The organism is Kordiimonas pumila (genome assembly GCF_015240255.1).
In the GTDB taxonomy this organism is placed as follows: domain Bacteria; phylum Pseudomonadota; class Alphaproteobacteria; order Sphingomonadales; family Kordiimonadaceae; genus Kordiimonas; species Kordiimonas pumila.
The window spans coordinates 1,590,556-1,612,505 of the sequence record NZ_CP061205.1 but is presented as its reverse complement, the minus strand read 5'-3'; the positions used below and the strand labels follow the sequence as shown (position 1 = coordinate 1,612,505).

At 47.8% G+C, this 21,950-nt stretch carries 13 protein-coding genes; 5 read left to right on the top strand and 8 right to left on the bottom strand.

The window, feature by feature from the left end:
• The first annotated feature begins 62 nt into the window (after window positions 1–62).
• A complete protein-coding gene (gene iolG, locus ICL80_RS06890) occupies window positions 63–1,052 on the top strand; it encodes an inositol 2-dehydrogenase (protein ID WP_194215354.1) in 990 nt (329 codons plus the stop codon).
• Window positions 1,053–1,192: 140 nt separating this feature from the next.
• On the opposite strand, the gene ICL80_RS06885 is transcribed toward iolG, so the two are convergent.
• On the bottom strand, window positions 1,193–3,472 hold the full coding sequence (locus ICL80_RS06885) for a TonB-dependent receptor plug domain-containing protein (RefSeq protein WP_194215353.1): 2,280 nt from the start codon (window positions 3,470–3,472) through the stop codon (window positions 1,193–1,195).
• A 246-nt stretch (window positions 3,473–3,718) separates the two neighbouring features.
• Here ICL80_RS06885 and ICL80_RS06880 point away from each other — a divergent pair, with 246 nt between their 5' ends.
• Window positions 3,719–5,806, top strand: coding sequence for a phytase (locus tag ICL80_RS06880; protein WP_194215352.1), 2,088 nt, complete (start codon window positions 3,719–3,721; stop codon window positions 5,804–5,806).
• A gap of 97 nt (window positions 5,807–5,903) precedes the next feature.
• On the opposite strand, the gene ICL80_RS06875 is transcribed toward ICL80_RS06880, so the two are convergent.
• Window positions 5,904–8,240 (bottom strand): TonB-dependent receptor, encoded by a 2,337-nt coding sequence (locus ICL80_RS06875; protein ID WP_194215351.1) that lies wholly within the window; start codon window positions 8,238–8,240, stop codon window positions 5,904–5,906.
• A 375-nt stretch (window positions 8,241–8,615) separates the two neighbouring features.
• Here ICL80_RS06875 and ICL80_RS06870 point away from each other — a divergent pair, with 375 nt between their 5' ends.
• Window positions 8,616–10,628 (top strand): tetratricopeptide repeat-containing sulfotransferase family protein, encoded by a 2,013-nt coding sequence (locus tag ICL80_RS06870; RefSeq protein WP_194215350.1) that lies wholly within the window; start codon window positions 8,616–8,618, stop codon window positions 10,626–10,628.
• A 70-nt stretch (window positions 10,629–10,698) separates the two neighbouring features.
• Here the strand turns inward: ICL80_RS06870 and ICL80_RS06865 are convergent, their stop codons facing one another.
• From ICL80_RS06865 to ICL80_RS06850, 4 genes are read right to left on the bottom strand one after another with little or no spacing between them, the layout of a single operon-like run.
• A complete protein-coding gene (locus tag ICL80_RS06865; RefSeq protein ID WP_194215349.1) occupies window positions 10,699–12,099 on the bottom strand; it encodes a M20/M25/M40 family metallo-hydrolase in 1,401 nt (466 codons plus the stop codon).
• Between the two features lie 31 nt (window positions 12,100–12,130).
• A complete protein-coding gene (locus tag ICL80_RS06860) occupies window positions 12,131–14,131 on the bottom strand; it encodes a S9 family peptidase (protein ID WP_228073843.1) in 2,001 nt (666 codons plus the stop codon).
• 16 nt (window positions 14,132–14,147) lie between these two features.
• Entirely contained in the window at window positions 14,148–15,461 is a 1,314-nt protein-coding gene (locus tag ICL80_RS06855; RefSeq protein WP_194215348.1) for a metal-dependent hydrolase family protein, read from the bottom strand.
• A gap of 2 nt (window positions 15,462–15,463) precedes the next feature.
• A complete protein-coding gene (locus ICL80_RS06850) occupies window positions 15,464–16,714 on the bottom strand; it encodes an aromatic ring-hydroxylating oxygenase subunit alpha (protein ID WP_194215347.1) in 1,251 nt (416 codons plus the stop codon).
• 115 nt (window positions 16,715–16,829) lie between these two features.
• Here ICL80_RS06850 and ICL80_RS06845 point away from each other — a divergent pair, with 115 nt between their 5' ends.
• On the top strand, window positions 16,830–18,404 hold the full coding sequence (locus ICL80_RS06845) for a phytoene desaturase family protein (RefSeq protein WP_194215346.1): 1,575 nt from the start codon (window positions 16,830–16,832) through the stop codon (window positions 18,402–18,404).
• Here ICL80_RS06845 and ICL80_RS06840 read toward each other — a convergent pair.
• Window positions 18,401–19,051, bottom strand: coding sequence for a TetR family transcriptional regulator C-terminal domain-containing protein (locus tag ICL80_RS06840; protein ID WP_194215345.1), 651 nt, complete (start codon window positions 19,049–19,051; stop codon window positions 18,401–18,403). The genes ICL80_RS06845 and ICL80_RS06840 overlap by 4 nt on opposite strands.
• Window positions 19,052–19,199: 148 nt before the next feature.
• Here ICL80_RS06840 and nhaC point away from each other — a divergent pair, with 148 nt between their 5' ends.
• Window positions 19,200–20,741 carry a Na+/H+ antiporter NhaC gene (gene nhaC, locus ICL80_RS06835; RefSeq protein ID WP_194215344.1) on the top strand — a complete coding sequence of 514 codons (1,542 nt, stop codon included), beginning with the start codon at window positions 19,200–19,202 and terminating at the stop codon, window positions 20,739–20,741.
• Window positions 20,742–20,752: 11 nt separating this feature from the next.
• Here the strand turns inward: nhaC and ICL80_RS06830 are convergent, their stop codons facing one another.
• Window positions 20,753–21,949: a CaiB/BaiF CoA transferase family protein gene (locus ICL80_RS06830; protein WP_194215343.1), complete on the bottom strand. Its 1,197-nt coding sequence runs from the start codon at window positions 21,947–21,949 to the stop codon at window positions 20,753–20,755.
• Between the last annotated feature and the right edge of the window lies 1 nt (window position 21,950).

Below are 21,950 nucleotides of genomic sequence, written 5' to 3'. Positions count from 1 at the left end.
TCTATTTTAGCTTTAAGTCAAGAATTTTAATTTCGTTTTGTTGTTTTATAAAGGAAAAATAAATGGTCTACCCAATTTGCCTTATCGGCGCAGGCCGCATAGGGCGCATACATGCTGCTAATTTTGCCAATCGCCCTGATATTGAGGTGCGATATATTGTAGATTACCTGCCTGAAGCTGCCGAAAGCCTTGCATCTGAAGTGGGGGCCAAGGCGGTTGATGTTGCAACAGCGCTTGCTGATTCTGATATTAAAGGGGTTGTTATTGCCAGTGCTACCAATACCCATGCCGACCTGATTGAAATGGCGGCAAAAGCTGGCAAAGCCATTTTTTGCGAGAAGCCAATAGATTTGGATATGGCACGCACCAAAGCCTGCATTAAAACAGCACACGATGCTGGTGTGCCGCTTCTTATCGGGTTTAACCGCCGGTTTGATCCCAACTTTGCGGCCTTAAAGGCAAGCCTTACAAAAGGCAGTGTCGGCGAGGTAGAAATGGTTCACATTACAAGCCGCGATCCTTCACCACCACCTGTGAGCTATATCAAGGTAAGCGGCGGCCTTTTTAAGGACATGATGATCCATGACCTAGACATGGCCAGATGGCTGCTGGGGGAAGAACCATGCGAGGTTTCTGCACAAGCAAGCTGCCTTATAGACCCAGAAATAGGCGCCGCCGGTGATGTGGACAGCGCCCTTGTCACCCTCAAAACGGCTTCTGGCAAACTGTGTCAGATTTCAAATAGCAGGCGCGCCTGCTATGGCTATGATCAGCGCGTTGAGGTGCATGGCAGCAAAGGCATTATTAAACTTGGTAACCAGCTTGACAGCACTGTTTCCCTCAATCAGGGAACCGGTGAGCAAAGCGACAAAATCCAGCATTTCTTTCTTGAACGTTACGCCGAAGCTTACAGGCATGAAGCTGCCCATTTTGCCGATATTTTAAACGGTAAAAACCAGCCGCTTGTTTCAGGCACTGACGGCGAGAAAGCCCTCGCCCTTGCGGAAGCGGCCAAACAGTCCTTGCTAAACGGTGTAACTATTAAACTATAAAACACCGCAGTTTACGCTAGCCCCACAAAAGCCGGCACATTTGCCGGCTTTTTTTAATGATTTTATCCTGCCATAAAAAAAGGGGCCCTTAGGCCCCTAAGTATCCTCCTTGTACTCAATGAGCACACCTGGAAGGAAGACTAGAAATTGTACCGTGCTGTTAAAAGGAAAACCCTTGTGGATTTTTCTCTTTCAACTTCAAACTCATCCACGACACCGGCCCGCATATCGTCCAGACTGTCAAAGTTGCGCTCTGCCTGACCACTTTCAGCATTCAACAGGTTGTTTGCTGTTAAGCGCAGAATAAGGCCGCTTTCAAAGCGTTTCTCAAGGAAAAGCTCTAGGTTGCCGCCGTAACGCTGGTCTTCAATTTCCGCATAAAACACACTTGTTGCGAGGCCCTGTTTCTGAAAACTAAAGCCTGCTGTTGCTTCAATCGACGGGAAGTTCTGCGTTAAGCCAAAATTGTAAACATATTTAGGCTGGTGATTAAAGCGCACATCTTCTTGCAGAAACTCATCATACCGGCTTGACCAGATACGGGTATAGTTTGCAAAAAAGCCTGTCTCATCAAGCCCCATAAACATAAGCGGCGTACTGATATCAAACTCGATACCATATGTTTTACCACTACCAACATTATCAAATGTATAAAGGCCGCCATCATCTGTATCGCCGATACGGATAAGCTGCGACAGGTCAGACACTTTGCGGTAAAAGAAGTTTACCCCAAAAATACCATTGCCGGGCAACACATGCTCGTAGCCAAGATCAAGACCCCATGATTTTTCCATCGCCAGATCAGGGTTACCAATCGTTACATCATCGTCGTCTGGCTCGTCCTGTAATTCAGCTGGAACCAACTGATCAAATGTTGGGCGGCGCACGGTGCGGGCAAGGCTTAAACGAAGCTGCCCGTCTTCAATGATGTCATACTGAATATGCATGGATGGATTGAGGAGTGTTACAGAGTTTGATGTCTCGGCCCCGCCAATAGCCTGAACCTTGGTGTTTGTATGCTCAAGCCGAACACCGGTTTCCAGTGTAACCTTGCTACCAAGCTGCCATTCACCAACCACATAGGCATCATAGCGGTTCTCTTTCACAGAAAATTCGCTTTCGCTTTCTGTCTCAAGGGTGCCAAAATCATCTGCTTCCTGAAGGATAAGCCCGTAATCACGGTTTTTGAACTTGGTTGATGCCCCGTATTTCAAAGACATACTGTCAAAATCGTGTTTGATACCAAAATCGGCCGCGATTTCTTTATCAAGGCTATCGATCAGTTCGCGTTCACGGTCATCAAGGCTCTCCGTGCCATCGTCGAAGTCAAACTCGCGGTCATACTGGTCTGAGGTATTATCAAACTGGCTGTATCGCACCATTGCGTCATAGGTTGTTACATCTGAAAACGCCCCTTCATACAGGGCACTAAAGCCAAAATTTCGCTGGCTTATTTCCGTATCCTGAGAGGCAGTTTTGTCGCCGACAAGCTCGTCGCCGTCCCGCTCCCATTCTGTCGTGTCTTCCCGTTCATCCCGGTCTGTGTCGATAAAGAAGCCATCAAACCGCAGTTCGCCGGTTTCCCCAACCTTGAAGGTCACATCGGCATTCAACGAGATATCAAGGTTTTCACGACTATCAAGCTGAACCGCGCGGCCATCTGCGACAGACGCATCAAAATTATCTGGCTGAAACAAGTCACGACCATCAAAAGAATCTGGAAAATCACCTGCTACAATTTTTTCTTCAACAAACTTTTTGGCATTAAAACGCTGCTGCAAGTTTGCGGTAACAGAGTAAAATATACGGTCATTATCGCTGCGGCCTGAATAGGAAATAGCGCCAGCACCCCGAAGTTTTTTATCTTTTGCGGAATAAAGCGCACTTGCACGAACCGAGCCACCCTCAGGCAAGGTCGCGCCTTCTTTCAAAATAATATTAATGGTACCGCCAACACCCTGGCTATCAATATCGGCGCCTGGGCTACGAATAATTTCAATACGTTCAATAATTTCGGCTGGCACCCGGTCTACAAGAACCGTTCGGTCATTACCCGCGCCCGGCAAAGGCCTGCCATTTACCAGAACCTGCGTAAAGCCATCTGCCATACCGCGCATTTGCGGCGCATCATATTCGCCAATATCACTGGTGAATGCGACCCCCGGCACGCGCTTCAGCATGTCGCCTGCGGATACCGGTTCAAACTTTTGAAAGAATTCCGTATCGTATGTAAGCTCTGGCGAAACAGATGCTGTTCTGTTTCTGGTAACAATCTGACCTGTTACAACAATTTCTTCCAGATTTAACGTTTTTGAAGTTTCGCCTTTAGTAGCTTGTTCTTCTTGTGCCATAGCATGCGGTGCAAAAGCGAGTACCATACAGCCACATAAAAGGCGTTGCTTGAATAAAGCACGTTTCATGTTCACCTCCCCAGGTTTCCTTTTAAAACTTCCAAATATTTAACCCGAACATTAACCAGCTTGGATCAAAGCCCGGCTCCTTCCCACGGGGCATAATTTACTGAATTACCCTTCCCGATGAATAGCATTATAGAATTTTTATTCTTTTTTGCAACAAAAATGAAAATTTTCTTCTTTTTTGTCTTGAAACTGTAACAAATCTGCGCATATACACTATAACGGAAGGTTACAACGGGAGCGATTACCATGAATAAAAGAAACCTATTTGCCACGGTAGCTGTGATTTCACTGGCAGCATGTTCACCTGAGCATGAAACAATCACGAACGAAACTATAAAACCAGATGCAACCCACATAATTCAGGTTAGCGCCGAAACTGAGCCCAGCACATCAGACAGCGCCAGTACAGCCATATGGTGGCCAGCGTCTGACAGTAGCACAGATGCCTATATTATCGGCGCGGTTGAAGACGGCATTGAAGTATATAGTACAGAGGGTACCCGCCTTTCCAAAACAGACGGCGGTGAAATCGAATCCCTTGGCCTCGTAACCCGTTTCGGCAAAAACAAGCAAACCACTTTACTGGCGCTTGATACATCATCCAGCACACTGAAACCTTATACCATAAAAGATGGCTCCCTGCAGCAGGCCTTAAGTGGCTCTGTCAAGTCTTCCTTGCTGCTTGAAGGCATGTGTAGTTTCACAAGCCCGCTTGACGGGCAAAGCTATGCTTTCCTTCTGGGTTCAAACGGCCAGATTGAACAGTGGCATATTTATGAGGACAAGACCGGCACCTTCAAGGGCACCCTTGCCCGCAACCTGCAAATGGGCACTGAGCCAAAATTCTGTGTAACAGACCCAAAAACCAATAGCGTTTATATAACGGAAGAAGCCGTCGGCGTATGGCACTTTGATGCTGATGTGGAAGCTGAAACTATCCCGAAACTGATTGATGTTAAAAAGTTTGGCAACTTCACAGGCGAAGTGGGCGGGCTTGCCGTTTATTACACAGCATCACATCAGGGTGTTTTACTGGCATCCGATGTAGAGACCAGCACTATTAATGCGTATGATATAATGAACGACCATAAATTTATTGGCCGCGCACAGTTTGCCGCTGGCACAGCGGTTGATCAGGTGGATAATGCTGGCAGCCTGTTTGCGTCGTCTGGCGGAAATGCCGTTTTGCTCCTCAGCGACGAGGATAACGGCGAGGATGCCACAAATTTCAAAATGGTGCCCATGTCTGCAATAGCCACCGCCTTTGGCTTTGATACAAACCTGACCGCCGCACCAGAGCATGATGTGACAGCAAACTTTGCCCTTGTGCAGCCCAGCCTTGAAACTGCGCCGGTTGCAACCGGCGGTGATGCAGCAGACGACCCGGCAATATGGGTGCACCCAACCGACCCAGATAAAAGCCTGATTATCGGCACCAACAAAAAGGGCGGCCTTTATACCTATAATCTGGATGGCAGTGTGCACCAATATTTGCCTGACGGTAAAATGAACAATGTGGATATTCGCTATAATGTGCATATTGGCGACAAAGCCATGACCCTCGTAACTGCCAGCGACCGTACCCACGAAAGCATTGCTATTTACCAGATGGATGAAAAAAGCAGGCAGCTTGTAGATGTGGCTGACGGCCTGCAACCAACGGGCATGCCTGACCCCTACGGCCTGTGCATGTACCAAAGTGCAGCAAGTGGCAAAGCCTATGTTTTCATTAATGAAAAAGATGGCCTTATTCGCCAGTGGGAACTGGGTGCGGGTAGTGAAGGCCGCGTGAAGGCAACCCCTGTACGTGAATTTGCGGTTGGCAGCACGGCTGAAGGCTGTGTCGCAGACGACGATACAGGCGCTCTGTATGCTGCGGAGGAAGATATCGCCCTCTGGAAATACGGTGCTGAACCAGACGCAGGTAGTGAGCGTGTAAAAATTACAGACCCAAAACAAAACCCTGCCCTGAAAGACGACCTTGAAGGTGTATCACTTTATTACGGTGAAAACGGCAAAGGCTATATCGTGCTATCGAGCCAAGGTAATAACAGTTATGCGCTGTTTGACCGCGCAGAACCCCATGCTTACATCGGCTCGTACCGGGTGATTGCTGACAGCGAAAACGGCATTGACGGTTCGTCAGAAACGGACGGGCTGGATATTATCAGCACGCCGCTTGGCAGCAAATTCCCTTATGGTGTTTTTGTGGCGCAGGATGGTCGCAATATCTCCCCCGCTGAAAACCAGAACTTCAAGCTGGTACCGTGGGAACGGATAGCAGATGCTTTCCAGCTTGAAAAATATACCGGTCATAACCCACGCGGGGAATAATCTCTCGTGCAAAATTAGGTGCGTTTTCCCGGGCACCTAAAAGAAAGGCGGCGGATACATTTGTACCCGCCGCCTTTTATTTTCTAACTGCTACAGCCTAGAACTTCTGGCCAAACCGTAGGCCAATTGTCCTTGGCCGGTTTGTCGCGATAGTTGTGTCTACCTCGCTTGGGTAACCCGGATAGAACTTACTGATTTCAGCGCGTGTATCAGTTACGTTGTCGGCAAAGACGCTAAACGTCCAGCCATCACCGCTAATACCAGCAGAAAGGTTAAGCAGCGCATAATTATGCTGCTTTTCCCGTATGCTTAAATCCAGATTGCTCCAACTGTCCCCAGTGTATGAAAGCGACGCCTGAAAGAAGGATGGTATATCTGCGATATCCTGCTCGTACCGCGCAGATGACGTGAACTGGAATACCGGCACATATGGCATCCGTGTGCCAGGAGGTGCGAGTACATCGCTATCAGGACTGCGCTTATATTCACTTGTCAGCTTGGCATCGTTATAAGAACCAGAGAAAGAAACAGTCAAATTCTCTGTGGCGGCAAAATCAAGGTCAAATTCGGCACCATATGTGCGCGCGCCCCCAACGTTCTGAATGATCGTAAGGTTGGAAACCGTGAAATCGAGGAAGTTGAACTGAATATCGCTCCATTTCATATAGTAGGCAGCGCCGTTGAACCGCAAGCGGTTATCAAGCCAGCTGGTTTTCCAGCCCAGTTCATAGTTGGTGACAAAGTCTTCATCATAGCCCGGGATATTTGGCACCCGTGCACGGTTCACGCCGCCGGGGCGGTACCCTTCCGAGTATGTAGCATAAACCATCTTGTCATCATCAATCTGATAGGTCAGGTTCAGCTTGAACAACACATCAGAATTTTTCTTACGTCCATCAAGTATCTTGGTATCAAAACACGGGTATTGCGGCGTACCATTTTCGCGGTCTTCTACAAACACGCCGTCTACATAGCTACCAGTACAGTGGCCAATAAAGCCGTTAAAGCCGTATAGGCTATTGTCGTATTTATAAAAACGCACACCGCCAAGCAAGGTTAGCTTTTCGGTAAGATCATAGCTTATTTCACTGAAGGCCGCATATTCACGGTCTGTGCGCACCTGTTTGGTTTGCCATGTTGTTGTACCGCCTTCGATCACAGAATCCGCCGGGTTCATTTCTGGCACAACCCACTGCAAATCAAAATCGTGGGTTTGGCGCTGGTAGAACACACCCGCAATAAACCGCAGTCTGTTTTCAGCCGGGGATTCTATACGAAGCTCGTGGCTTTGGCGTTTATATTTTTCATCGCCAAGCACATACTGCGATGGATCCACGCAGTTGCCGCCAGCATCATAATAATAACAGTAACCAAAGCTTTCCAAATATTCAGCATAGCCAGAATAATCATAAATACTGTCTACGTTACGGTTCAGGTAAGAACCGGCATAAACAATATCCATATCACCGATTTTACCTTCAACAGTCAGCGAAGCCTGATACCAGTCTTCATCATATTCTGTTGGGAAAAACTCGCGCGTGTTCAAATCGCCCAAGTCTTCCGGATCATGCGAAAACACGCCGGTTGATTTTTGCTTTTGGTAGGTAATACCGGGCGTAATAGTCCAGTTTTCATTCAGGTCAAACTTTAGAAGCGCCCGCATACCGGTTGTTGACGTATCGTTAAAATCATCCTCAACCAGATCATCATTATTGATCGTGATACCGCTACCTAGATAATTCAATTCGGCCGGTACGTTATCAATATAGCCACCGTCCTTTTCGTGCCAACCAACAAGGCGGATGGCAGATTTTTCACTAACTGGCAGGTTTACATACCCTTCAAGCGTATAGCCCATCTCGCCGTGGGAAACAGAATTTACCGCCACATCATAACCAGCTTCAAACTCGCCGATTACAGGCTTGTTGGTAATAATCCGCATTGTGCCAGCTTGGCTACTGGCACCAAACAGCGTACCTTGTGGGCCAGAAAGTGTCTCGATGCGGGCAACATCATAAACGTGCAGATCAAGCACCTGATTAATAGTGGTAATGGGCTGCTCGTCAAGATACACGCCTACGCTTGGCATAGAGGCAGAGTGGTTACCATCCCCGCCGCTTGAAATACCGCGCATATAGATTTGCGCAACACCAGGGCGGGATGACTGGAATGATACAGTTGGCAAAAACTGGATATAATCATCAAACGCATTCACGTTCAGGTCTTCCAGTTGCTTGTTACCTAAAACCTGAACAGAAACAGCAACATCCTGCAAGTTTGATTCACGTTTCTGTGCTGTTACAACGATTTCTTCAAGTGAAAACCCTTTATCCGCTTCTGCCGCATAAACAGGAGAAAGCCCGGGTGCAACCCCAGACAATAACATGGTTGATGCAAGAAGTGCGGGTTTCGAAAATGAGTGTCTACTCTTCATTTTGTTCTACTCCCTAAAGTGTGGCTTATTATTTCACGCAAATATCCCAGTGTATTTGCAATATTTGCCTGTTTTTTATGAAATGCCCCATGATTGACTACATGAAACTTTCCATATATGACGGTACATAGTTTTGAACAAATGTACAGGACTAATTACACTTAAAAGGTACAGTATTCGCCTATCCATTATTTGGCGGAATGCTGCCATTTATAAAGATTAGGGATAAAATATTTACAAATCTCTAAAATAGACTCAAAACGTGAAATGCTTGCCAGTTTTATTTGGATTTGTAATTTACTTCTTTGTAAAATGTATGTTTAGCTATGCCTGCTTCGCCTTAAAATTTCTAGTTACCTAACATCGTGGAACTTTATGAAACCTTCAGATGACACGCCTCGCGGGGATTTAAAAACTGCTCTGCAACATGCCGCTAGCTTACTGCAAAGTAACCCGCAGGCAGCTGGCATACAGGCGGAAGAAATTCTAAAGGTGTACCCAAACATCAACCCTGCAAAACAGATTTTGGGCGCGGCTTACAGGTTTCAGGGCAAGCTGCCACAGGCCCTTGCCACAATAGAACCATTGGCAAAAGGCTTGCCAAACTCTGCCCCCGTATGGCTTGAGTTTGGCTTATGCCTCAGTGCCGCTGGGCGCGGCAAAGAGGCTATTCAGGCTTTCCAGAAAACCGTTGCGATCACCCCCGAATATGCTGAAGCGTGGCGTGCGCTTGCTGAACAACTTTCTCTCTACGGCGATACGACAGGCGCTAATACCGCCATGACCAGATACTTGCAAACCCTGTCAAAACACCCTGAACTTGCAGAGGCAACAAACCTGTTTCAACAAGGCAATATTCCTGAAGCTGAACACCTTGCGCGCAATATATTAAAAAAACACCCAACAGATGTTGTTGCCATGCGGCTGTTGGCCGATATTGGCATCAAGGTTGGGCAGTATAAAGATGCCATACAGCTGCTTGAGCGCGCCCTTGAACTGGCACCCGGGTTTCACTTTGCCCGCAACACACTGGTTATTGCCCTGTTTCGCAAACAAGATCTTGAGCCTGCCCTAAAACAGGTTGATATTCTTTTATCAACCGACCCCGGCAACCCAAACCATCTTATTTTAAAAGCCAGTATTCTTGTGCGCGGCGGCGACCATGAAGCCGCCCTTGAAATCTATGAAAAAGTTCTGGCTGATTACCCGGATCAGGCCAGAGCACAGCTAAACTATGGCCACACCTTAAAAACAGTTGGCCGGCTACCTGATTCAATTGCAGCCTACAGGGCCTGTATTAAGCTTACACCCAGCATCGGCGAAGCATACTGGAGCCTCGCGAACCTTAAAACATTCAGATTTACAGATGAAGACGTCGACCTGATGCTATCACAAGTGACCGCAGAAGGCGGCGGTGAAGCAGAAGATCAGGCCAACCTCGCGTTTGCACTTGGCAAGGCCTATGAAGACAGGAAAGAATATGAGAACTCTTTCAAATACTATAAGCGCGGCAACGCGATCCGCCGGGTACAGCAACCTTACGATGCCAAAATCAACATTTATGATACCGCCCGCCAGATAAAGGTTCTAGATACAGACTTCTTTAAAACCAGAGAAGGACAAGGCTGCCCTGCCCCAGACCCCATTTTTATTGTCGGTCTTCCGCGTGCCGGTTCCACCCTTCTCGAGCAAATTCTGGCAAGCCATTCACAGGTAGAAGGCACGGCAGAACTGGTCGACATTATCGCTATGTCCCGCGACCTTGGCGGCAAGAAGCGTGTGAAAAGCGCCTCAAAATACCCGGAAATATTGAACGATTTATCAGCCGATGATTTTGCAAGACTAGGCGCACAATATCTGGAGACAACACGCATCCAACGCCTGAACAACACACCGTTTTTCATTGATAAAATGCCAAACAACTTCCAGCATATTGGCCTTATTCACATGATACTGCCAAATGCCAAAATTATTGATGCCAGACGCCACCCTATGGGCGGCTGCTTTTCAGGCTACAAGCAGCTTTTTGCGCGCGGACAGACCTTTTCCTATGACCTAAGCGACATTGGCCATTATTACCGTGATTATGTGAAATTGATGGACCACTGGGACGAGGTTTTGCCAGGCCGTGTTCACCGCGTACAATATGAAGAAATGGTTGCCGACACCGAAACCCAGATACGCAAGCTTTTAGATTACTGCGACCTTGAGTTCGAAGAAGCCTGCCTGAAATTCTACGAAACAGACAGGGCCGTTAGAACACCTAGTTCAGAGCAGGTACGCCAACCCATTTACGACAAAGGGCTAGAGCAGTGGCGACACTATGAAGAATTTTTAGGCCCGCTCAAAGAAGCATTAGGCCCGGTGCTGGATCGCTATCCCATTTAAAGTCTGAAAAAGCCTGAAATCACGAAAAAGCCTGAGCATTTCTACTCAGGCTTTTCTTTTAAGGCCCAGCTTATTTAGCCAGTTCAGTTAAAATGCTGTGCCACATTTTTAGGGCAACTGGCAGCGTCGCGGTTGGCACACGCTCGTTCAGACCGTGGGCATATTCATCGGACGATTTCATGAAAATGCCTGAGAAAGTATAGCTTGGAATACCATTGGCCCGGAAATGCACCCCGTCTGATGCGCCCGATGCCATGTGCGGAATAATCGGCAGGCCCGGGTAGGATGCATGCACACCGTTCGCAATCGCTGTAAACACATCTGCCCGAATTGGCGAAGCATCACTTTCAATCGGGTTATCAAGCACAGTCCATTCCAGCGCATCATTCCCGGCCACAGCTTTTAACTGCTCAAGGGTTTTCTGTACACCAACCCCTGGAAAAATACGGCAGTTCACTGTTGCAACAGCTGACTGCGGCAGGGCATTTTCTGCGTGCCCGCCTTTCAGCATTGTTGGCACACAGGTTGTGCCAGTTGAGCCAACATAGCTTGGGTAACTTCTGATAATGGCAACAGCCTCGGCATCATCCGGGTTTTCAGCAAAGCGCTTCATGGCTTCCCCCAGCTCGCCGCCAATAAGCGGGGCAGATTTGCCAAAAAATTCAAGGGTAAGTTCGCTTTTTTGCACAGGAAACTCGTAGTTAAAGATATTTGTAAGGGCAGTTGCCAAATCTTTAATCGCATTATCCTTGCGCGGCACAGAACTATGACCACCGGGGTTCACTGCCTTCATCTCAAATGTTGCATAGGTTTTTTCGGCACTATCAACACTGAAGGCAATGGCATTCCCGTCTTCATCAAGTTGACCACCACCGCCGTCTGCCACAAGTGCATATTCAGCGTCTGTTAAATTGCGGTATTCCGTTGCCAGCTTGCTGGTGGTGTACATCTCGGTTTCTTCATCGCCAGAGAGGGCAAGAACAATGTCACGACCCGGCACAAAACCTTCTGACTTTAACCGCATCAACGTGGCCGTAAGGACAGACACGCCAAACTTGTTATCACTCGTTCCGCGCCCGAAATAATAGCCGTTTTCTTTTACCATTGTGAAAGGGTCGCGTTCCCAGTCTGCCGGATCAGCCGCCACCACATCCATATGGGCAGACAGTAAAATTGGCTTTTTGCCGGCACTGCCATCACCTTTATAGCGTACAACAAGCGCAGCCGTTTCGCCGATTGGCAGAATGTGAATGTCCGCTTTGTCAAAGCCTGCTGCTTCAAATTCCCCAGCAAGATACGCCGCCATTTTAGGAACCTGACCAAAACCTTGTGACGTGCGCATGCCAATTGTGGTGCGCAACATTTCTTCGGCTTTTGCCTGAAATGGCTGCTCGGCCTCCAGTGCATATGCTGGCATACACACATGGCCCGCCAGCAAAATACTACTAATTATTCCTGTTATTTTTTTCATCGTCTGCCCTTTAATCATGTTGATTGTTATTTCAGTCACTGATCTTTTTTAGGTACCTATTATACCAGCTAAGATTACGCCTTATTCTGTCTTCTTGATAACTGGGTACTGTCAACCCGTGATGCTCGCCCGGATAAATAACCAGCTCTGTATCTGTGCCTAGCGATTTAAGCGCCTGATACATTTGTTCAGCCCCAAGGCATGGTACATTAAGGTCTTTTTCCGCACACTGGTAAAGTGTGGCCGTTGTAATTTTATCTGCCTTAAAAAACGGGAAACTAACCCTAAGGTAGGCATCCATATTATGCCACGGCGTGCCCAGTTCCAGTTCATATTCCCGGGCATACTGGTCATGCCCGTACATACCAAGCATGTTTGCCGATCCCGCGCCGCTCACCGCCGCTTTAAAAGTCGTGTCCGTTGCAATCACATAATTGGTAAGCATGCCGCCGTAACTCCAGCCACCGGTGCCAAGCCGCGTTTTATCTATAATACCTTTACCCGCCAGATACTGCACGCCTGCAATAATATCCTTTGAATCTACATTACCCCAATCAGCATAAATAGCCTTTGCAAACTCAAACCCTTTGCCGGACGACCCACGCGGATTAATACCCACAACAATATAACCACTAGCTGCGTATATTTGCCAATCTGCCTCAAATTCATGCGAATACTGATACACAGGTCCGCCGTGCAGCCTAAAAAGAGCCGGGTAGGTTTTGCTGGCATCATAATCAGGCGGATAAACAATCAGGCCGCCAATCATGTGACCATCGCTTTCAAAGTCAAATGCCTCGGTTTTTGCCAGAGAATAGCCCCTAAGCCAGTCGTTATGGGCTGTAAGTTTCTGCTCGTCGCTACCAACGCTATACAGCTCGTAAGGGGTATTATCATCAGACTGTAAAACCACGATATGATCATCACCAGCCAGATCAAAGCCGTAGGCAAACTTTGGCCCCTGTGTAAGACGGGTAATTTCCTCTGTTTCTGTGTTGATTTTTGTGACCCACGTGGCCCGGTCTTCTTCCAGCAGCGCAACAACATGCACGCTGTCAGCCGACCATTTTGGCACATAAAAGCAGCGGTCGATACGGGCAACCTCGCGCACATCACCCGTGTGGATATTCGCGACTGTCAGTTGCCACGGCGCATAATAAATCCATTTGCTTTCGCCGCTTGCAAGCCAGACAAGCTTTTCACTGTCTGGCGACCACGCGGGCGGCGATGCCCAGTCTGGGTCTACATCTGTACCGTCGAATGTGCTGATACGTTTTAACGCGCCCCCTTCAACCGGCGGCATGATAAAAACATCTGTATTCAGGTTTTTATCCACATCGCCTGTATCTTTGGAAACAACAGCTATCCACCGCCCGTCAGGTGACCATGCTGGCAACCAGAAATCCTGCTCGCCGCGGGTTATTTGAACAGTAGTTTTCTGTACCACGTCAACAATATGCATGTGCCGCCGCTGCCCGGTGAGATACCCTACCCAGTCTTCCTGATACTTAAACCTGTTCACTACCACAGGGGCTGCTGTACCCGCTGCATTTGCCTGAGCACTGCCTACAAAAGCCGTAAATACAAGGCGTTTGCTATCTGGTGCCCAGTCAAATTCAAGCACACCTTCTGCAACATCTGTTATCTGCTGAACCGTAGTTCCCGTGACCGGTACAGTGAACAGCTGGCTTGTACCGTCCTCGGCTTCCGACAGGAAGGCAATGGTTTTGCCGTCTGGGCTAAACTGTGGTGCCCATTCACTTTTATCGGGCGTATCTATAAGTTTATACGGCGTACCGCCTGCATAAGGTACAAGCCATATATCGCTCGTTGATACATCCTTTTCCACATCATTATAGCTAACGTCATAGACAACAAGGCTGCCATCAGGCGACAGAGAAGGTGTACCCACGGCCTGCACCTTGTGTAATGCCTGTAAGTCAAAAGACTGCCCTTTGTCAGCCGCGCTCGCTGCGGACAAAGCACCAGCCATGCAAAAAACAGCCAGCCACAACCCTTGTTGTACGTTCACCCATAGCCCCCTAAAATTACTCAACCAGCGCACCGCCCTTCATGACAGCATCCACATGCTCAAGCAGGGTAATATCTTTTAATACATCGCCTTTTACCGCAATGATATCTGCATATTTACCCGGCGTTATGGACCCTACATTCGCCTCAAGTGACATACAGCGCGCACCCCAAATGGTGGCAGACTGCACTGCCTGCATAGGGGTAAGGCCGTATTTAACCATATAGGCCATTTGCCGTGCGTTCAGGCCGTGCGGGAAAACGCCGCTATCTGTACCAAAAGCGATATTAACCCCGGCTTTAACAGCCTTTGTAAAGGCTACCCGCTGGGTATCCGTTGTATCGTTGTTTTTTTTCAGAATTTCGGCATCCCAGCCTTCGGCTGTGCCAACTTCCTTGATATAGTCGCCGTTATAAATGTCAGCCACAAGCCAGGTGCCATGCTCTTTCATCATGGCAACGCCTTCATCGTCCATAATCGAGCCATGCTGAATAGAGCGAACCCCGGCACGTACCGCCATTTTAATACCTTCGGCGCCGTGTGCATGGGCTGTTACATACTTGCCGTATTTAGCCGCTTCATCTACCGCTGCTTTCATCTCGGCTTCGGTAAACTCAGGCTGGCCCGGGTCTGTGCCATTGGTTAGAACGGCGCCGGTTGCTATCATTTTTATAAAGTCTGCACCGCCTTCAATAAGGTGCCGCACCACAGTGCGCACTTCTTCTTCGCCGGTTGCCACACCCATTCTGTATTCTGCCGGAATATCAACCCCTGCGTTCAGGCCAACAACTTCACCGCCGCCGCCAGGGATAGTAAGGTATGCACCCGCAACAATCATACGAGGGCCTAAAATTTCACCCGCATTTATCTGATCGCGCAGTTCAACATCGGTCAAGCCCCTATATGTGCCCACATCCACCACTGACGTAAACCCGGCTTTTAAAGTGGCATACGCATTTTTAACCCCGTAAGCCAGATCATCAGCCTTTGTTACCTTAAGCGGCGCCAGAACATCTTCTGACTGCGGGCCACCAACCAAGTGTGTGTGCCCGTCTATCATGCCCGGCAAAACGGTATAGCCTGACCAGTCTATCACATCTGTGCCAGAAGCCTGTTCATGCCAAGGTTCAACACTTACAATCCGTTCGCCTTCAACCGTGATAAGCTGGTCAGTAAGCATTTTACCTTCCAGTACATCAAGCAGCTTGCCCGCATGAATATATGTAAAATCGTCGCCCTGCGCATAGGCGCTAGTAGCCCACATAAGAGCTGAAACACAGCTTGCAACACGTGCTATTTTAGTGATTTTCCTTTTCAGGTTTACAATCATTATTACTGTCCCTTGCTGGTGTTTGATATGCTGTCCTTCATGCTGCTCAGATACCAGTTCAGGAAATGCTGCTCGAACGATTCCATCTCGGACAGGCGACCAGATGTGTAAAAGTGCGAGTTCACACCCTGCTGGTTATTGACGATAATTTCTTCATCCGACTGTGTGGTGATATCCCAAAGCCATGTCAGTGTTTCAAGGTCGTAGTCTATACCTTCGTCTGCATCGCCGCGTACAAACCAGAATACATCGCAGCAGCATGTCTCGTGCGATGTCGGTGTAAACCTGTAGCCAACCATATGATCATTATAGATCAGGAAAAAGCTAACCGGGCCAACCATAAACTCTGACGCACCGCCGTCAAACTCAGCAATAGTCCCCAGTAAAGGGGCAATGCCTTTGCCGCCAAGGCTGCCACTTTCCATGCCAGACAATAAGGGGTTACGGGCGTATTGATAGCCTTCTTCTCCCGCCTTTGCCTGATCAAAGTAATAAGGCGATTCCTGCGTTCTAACCTTGCCGGCAAGGGCTGCTAAATATTTTTCCCTGTGGGCTGCGAATGCCTCTTTTGAAAGCGCCATCGCATGCACCTTGGCATATTCCTGATGGGACGGTGCACAGTGATAACATTCCTGATAGTTTTCAGCCGCCAGTTTCCAGTTCGCCGCGATGGGGAAGCTTTTTTGGGCGGCAAGCTTCATGTTATCAAACCCAAAAGTTTCAAACACGTCTGCCAAATCTTCTTTCATGCCAGCAAGCGATAACGGCTTTTCTGCAAGGCTGACGAATATAAGCCCGCCCACAAGTTCTACATGCACCGGATGCAGGCCGTTGTCGGCCTTTTTAAAGTCTGTCCCCATTTGGCGCGCCGTCATCAGCTTACCGTTGAGGTCATAAGACCATGCGTGATAAGGGCAGGTAAGAAGCTTGGAACGCCCTTCTTTCTCCAGACAAATTCTGGATCCCCTATGCCGGCACACATTAAGGTGCGCTTTAACAGCCCCCTCTTTTGTGCGCACAACAATGACCGATTCCACGTCAAACTCGAACAGGAAAAAGTCGCCCGCTTCTGGAATTTGTGAAACATGGCCCGCCAGCATCCAGTGCTTTAGAAATATGCTCTTGATCTCGGCCTTATATATCTCAGGGTCTTTATAAAAGCGCTGCTCCAGAGAATAGCCAGGCCTATATTCACGTATAAGGTCTGCGAGCGTTCTGCGATCGGGGTTTTCACAGTGGGCACGTACGGGCATTAAATTCTACTTTCATACAAACAATAAAATTAAGTCGAAGTTTATGTGTTGACAGGTTTGTACATTTGTACAATACACTGCATACGTCAAGAACATTTTAGTGCTGGGAAAAAATATGACAAAAGAAGCAATCATTGTCGGCGGTGGACACAACGGGCTGGTATGCGCCAACTATTTGGCGAGCGCAGGTATTAAGGTAACAGTTCTTGAACGTCGTCCTGTAATAGGCGGCGCTGCTGTCACTGAAGAGTTTCACCCCGGTTTTAAAAATTCGGTTGCGTCTTACACTGTCAGCTTGCTGAACCCCAAGGTTATTAAAGACCTTGAACTCCATAAACACGGCCTTGAAATTGTAGGCCGCCGGGTTAACAACCTGTGGCCCCACAAAGACGGCAACTATCTTTCTTTCGTGGTTGGCAGTGAAAACCTTAAAAAAGAAATCGCTCTTTTCTCTGAAAAAGATGCAGCAGCCCTTGATCGTTATTTCCGTGACATTGAAATGGTTGCGGAGCTTATCCGCAACTTCCTGCTTGAAACACCCCCCAATGTGGGCGGCGGGCTGAAAGATATTTTCAAAGCAGCCAAGTTTGGTAACAGGCTTCGTAAACTCTCGCTTGAAGATGAACGCATCGTGATGGACATTTTTACAAAAAGTGTCGCCGATTTTCTGAACATGTATTTTGAAAATGACTATGTGAAAGGTGCTTTTGCTTTTGACGGGGTGGTTGGCAACTATGCTGATTCGCAGACACCCGGTTCAGCCTATGTTCTAATGCACCATGCGTTTGGTGAAGTGAACGGTAAAAAAGGCGTTTGGGGCCACGCGATTGGCGGCATGGGTGCCATCACGCAGGCGATGGCAAAGTCAGCCGAAGCAAAAGGCGTAACGATTAAAACAAACGCTGCTGTCAGAAAAATTCTGGTGACCAACAACAAGGTTGTAGGTGTTCTTCTGGAAAACGGCGAAAGCCTGAGGGCAGACATCGTAGCGTCTAACCTGAACCCTTCCCTGCTCTATAACAAGCTTCTGAATAGTGATGACCTGCCAGAAGATGTGAGCCGCCGCATGAAGCATTATAAAAATGGATCAGGCACTTTCCGCATGAATGTGGCGCTCAAGGGCCTGCCAAAGTTCACCTGCCTGGAAAAGCAAGACCGTGCAACTGACGATCACCTAACAGGCGGTATCGTTATTGCACCAACAATGGCGTATCTGGATGCAGCTTACCGCGATGCAAAACAGTTCGGCTGGTCAAAAGACCCCATTATAGAAATGCTCATCCCGTCAACACTGGACAGTACACTCGCGCCCGAAGGGCAGCATGTTGCCAGCCTGTTTTGCCAGCAATTTGACCCTGACGTAGACTGGGACAAACACCGCGAAGAAGTGGCAGACCTTATTATCGATAAGGTGAATAATTTTGCACCCGGCTTTAAAGACCTGGTTGTTGGCAGGCAAATTCTTAGCCCGCTTGACCTGGAGCGCATTTTTGGCCTGACAAGAGGCGATATTATGCACGGCAACCTGTCGCTTGATCAAATGTTCAGTGCACGGCCCCTCTTGGGCCACGGCAATTACCGTTCGCCGATCAAGAACCTTTATATGTGTGGATCAGGTACGCATCCGGGCGGCGGTGTAACAGGTGCGCCGGGCCATAATGCAGCCCATGAAATTATCAAGGACCATTAGGGGGTAGCTTCATACTCTGGCACTTCAAGGCCGGTTACTTTGGCAACAAAGCCTCTGACAATCTGCAAGCCCTCTGCCGGTGAAAAGGTTTCAGGGTTTAAGCACCACTCTAGCCACAAGCCATCAAGAATAGCATTTATGCCGATGGCTTGTGCCTTAATCACCTCTGGGTCAACAGACCGGCCTTCCATGGAATAGGCCTCTGTCAACATATCCTCAATAGACGTGATATATTCCTGATAAGTTTCCTTATGGATATGGCTTAATTCTTTGTGCAGAAGTGTAAGCGACCAGAAAGCCAGCCACACGCGCAGCACTTTTGGGTCAAGGTTATCTTTCTCAAAAGTTTTAAAAAAAAATATTTGCAGCGCCTCAAGTGGCTTGTTCTTTTTTTCAGCAATACGTTCCTGAAAAATGCCCAAAAACTTTTTGGTCATATACCTGTAGCTTTCAGCAATAAGAACTTCCTTACCGCTGTAATAATGGGTCAATAGGCCCGGCGCTACTTTTGCAATTTCAGCAATCTTCCTTACAGTTGTGCCCTTATACCCATGTTCTGACAACGACGCGATTGTTGCATCAATGAATAATTGCTTTTTGTCGTCGGTGGTATGGTCAACCGAAAAGATATTTTTGCTTCTTGTCATGCATTACTCACTTAAAGTGTCGCTAAAACAGCGGCACTAGCCTACCATATCTATAATGGCATAAAAAAGAGACCAGATAACAACTATAATGCTGTACATTTGTACAAATTAACCCTTATCATTCAAAAAAAATCAAGGGCCTGTATATATGCGTACAAAAACAGTTGTAAACCCTAGTTTGCTTGATGCACTCATACCAGTATTGTTTCTGATCGTTTCTTTATACTTTTCAGTCACGCTTTATGGCCCTAGCTCATCGTATGGTGCCAACCAGCTTGCTTTGATTTTAAGCGGCTGTATTGCCATTGTGATTGGCTTCAAGAATGGTAACAGCTGGAAAACTATTGAACATGCTATTAGCGAGGGCATTAGCAAAAGCATCAATGCCCTGTTTATCCTGCTTATGGTTGGCTCCCTGATTGGGACATGGATTCTCTCTGGCACAGTGCCCGCCATGATTTATTATGGCCTCCAGATCATCCACCCTGATGTGTTTTATGTAACGGCCTGTATCCTGTGTGCCCTTACCTCCCTGAGCATTGGCAGCAGCTGGTCAACGGCAGGCACCATCGGTGTTGGATTAATGGGGGTAGCATTTGGGCTTGGGCTATCGCCCGCCATTACAGCGGGGGCTATTATTTCCGGTGCTTATTTTGGTGATAAGCTTTCGCCATTATCAGACACAACAAATTTGGCGTCCGCCTCCACCGAAACAGACATATTTGAACATATCCGCCACATGTTATGGACAACAGTGCCCTCGATCAGCCTTGCGCTCATGCTGTATTTAATCATCGGGTTAAACTCCAGCCCGATTACAGGCGAAATAAACATTGGCGAAAACCTGCGGTTAATTGAACAGAATTTCAACATAGGTCCTCATTTATTTATCCCGCTTATTGTTGTGTTTTATATGGCGATTAAAAAATATCCGGCTTTTCCAACCCTCACAATAGGGATGCTGTTGGGGGCTGTTTTTGCCGTAGTTTTTCAACCTGAAACAATCCACACTTTTAGCCTGCTTGCGACAGAAAGATCTATGTCCCCTGACGAATTTGCAGCCTATTCTGCCCAAGTACAAAATGGCAATATTTCCCCAGCCATGCAAACGCTCGACGGTGTGTGGCGCGCCATGGTTGACCGGTTTATGATCTCCTCAGGCAACCCAGAATTTGATGAACTGTTTTATAATGGCGGCATGACAAAAATGGTCAACACCGTTTGGCTTGCCATGTGTTCCATGTTTTTTGGCTCTATCATGGAGCGCCTAGGCATGCTTCAGCGTGTTGTTGATAGCCTTGTAAAAAGCGTTAAAACAACCGGTGGCCTTATTCTAACAACAGCCGCATCGTGCATATCTGTTAATATACTTTCTGGTGATCAGTATATGGCTATTATCCTGCCTGGCCGCATGTTCAGGGCTGAATTCAAAGCTAAAAACCTTGCCTCAAAAAACCTGTCCCGCGCGGTTGAAGACACTGCTACCATGACATCGGTTTTAGTACCGTGGAACACATGCTCGGTTTACATGTTTGGCGTACTCGGGGTATCGGCCTTTGCTTTTGCGCCCTTTTGCTTTTTTAATATTATCAGCCCGTGCATGACTATTCTGTATGGGTATCTGAATTTCAAAATAGAACCGCTTGCAGAACAGGCCGTCACAGAAGAAGTACCCGAGAAAACCCTGTAGTTAAAAAGCCTTTAACCCGACATTATAACGCCACCAGAACCGGCAATTCTGGCTACTTCTGCATCGTTAAAACCTGCTTCAGATAAAATCTCTGCGCTGTTGCCGCCAAGGTTGGGGGCTAGTTTATCTGGCAGGCTTTCGGCCCCATCCATTTTAAAGGCAGACCTTATATTGCGAATTTTTCCCTCTGTCGGGTGATCCACAAACTCGAACAGGCCCACATCACTGAGGTGCTCGTCCGTCAACAGATCATCGAGCCGGTTTACTTTGGCACACGGTATATCAGCACTGTGCAGTAAGGTGAGCCATTCACCGGTTGTATGAATGTGTGTAGCCTCCGCCACCACAGCATACAGCATATCAAGGCTTCGACTACGCAAGGCAGGATCATTAACCCTTTCATCTTCCAGCAAGTCATCACGCTTAATAAGCTTCAGAAATTTTTTCCAGTGCGCCCCGTTATAAGGAATGATGCTGATATAGCCGTCTTTTGTGGCAAATGGCTTTCGGAATGCAGACATAAGCCGTGTATATCCAACGGGTCCATTCGCCGGGCTAAATGTTTCCCCTGATAAATGCTCAACCATCAGGAATGCGGCCATGCTTTCAAACATAGGCGTTTCAATGGCTATACCACGGCCTGATCTTGCCCGCGCGGCAACACCAGCCAGTATTGCAATAGCCAAATGCAAGCCTGCAACTTTATCGCATAAGACAGTTGGTAAATATTTTGGGGCACCTGTTGCATCTGCATTCAAATAAGCAAGCCCAGATGCTGCCTGCACTGTATCATCGTAGGCAGGGTCATTCTCGTAAGCGCCGCCTGCGCCGTACCCACAGGCATTGCAGTATATAATGTCTTTCTTTATTTTTTTCAGATCACTATATGAAAGCCCCAATTTCTTAGCTGATTTTGAGCGCATATTGTGTACAAAAACATCAGCCGTAGAAATCAGCCTGTGTAAAGCCTCAAGCCCTTCGGGTTTTGTCAGGTCCAGAATGATAGACCGCTTGTTCCGGTTACAATTCAGGAAAGGCGCGCCCATATTTTCAGACTGTCCGGGCCGAACACTGCGAAACAGGTCACCAGACGGTGCCTCAACCTTGATAACGTCTGCGCCAAAGTCGCCCAAAAACTGTGTCGCGTAAGGGCCAAGCACAATGGTTGTCAGATCAATAACTTTAACGCCGTTCAAGATATTAAACACA

Coding starts and splice junctions, on each gene's coding strand:
- ICL80_RS06855 (WP_194215348.1), bottom strand. CDS start 15,461: ATGATTGTAAACCTGAAAAGGAAAATCACTAAAATAGCACGTGTTGCA.
- ICL80_RS06840 (WP_194215345.1), bottom strand. CDS start 19,051: ATGACAAGAAGCAAAAATATCTTTTCGGTTGACCATACCACCGACGAC.
- ICL80_RS06870 (WP_194215350.1), top strand. CDS start 8,616: ATGAAACCTTCAGATGACACGCCTCGCGGGGATTTAAAAACTGCTCTG.
- iolG (WP_194215354.1), top strand. CDS start 63: ATGGTCTACCCAATTTGCCTTATCGGCGCAGGCCGCATAGGGCGCATA.
- ICL80_RS06845 (WP_194215346.1), top strand. CDS start 16,830: ATGACAAAAGAAGCAATCATTGTCGGCGGTGGACACAACGGGCTGGTA.
- ICL80_RS06850 (WP_194215347.1), bottom strand. CDS start 16,714: ATGCCCGTACGTGCCCACTGTGAAAACCCCGATCGCAGAACGCTCGCA.
- ICL80_RS06865 (WP_194215349.1), bottom strand. CDS start 12,099: ATGAAAAAAATAACAGGAATAATTAGTAGTATTTTGCTGGCGGGCCAT.
- ICL80_RS06885 (WP_194215353.1), bottom strand. CDS start 3,472: ATGAAACGTGCTTTATTCAAGCAACGCCTTTTATGTGGCTGTATGGTA.
- ICL80_RS06880 (WP_194215352.1), top strand. CDS start 3,719: ATGAATAAAAGAAACCTATTTGCCACGGTAGCTGTGATTTCACTGGCA.
- ICL80_RS06875 (WP_194215351.1), bottom strand. CDS start 8,240: ATGAAGAGTAGACACTCATTTTCGAAACCCGCACTTCTTGCATCAACC.
- nhaC (WP_194215344.1), top strand. CDS start 19,200: ATGCGTACAAAAACAGTTGTAAACCCTAGTTTGCTTGATGCACTCATA.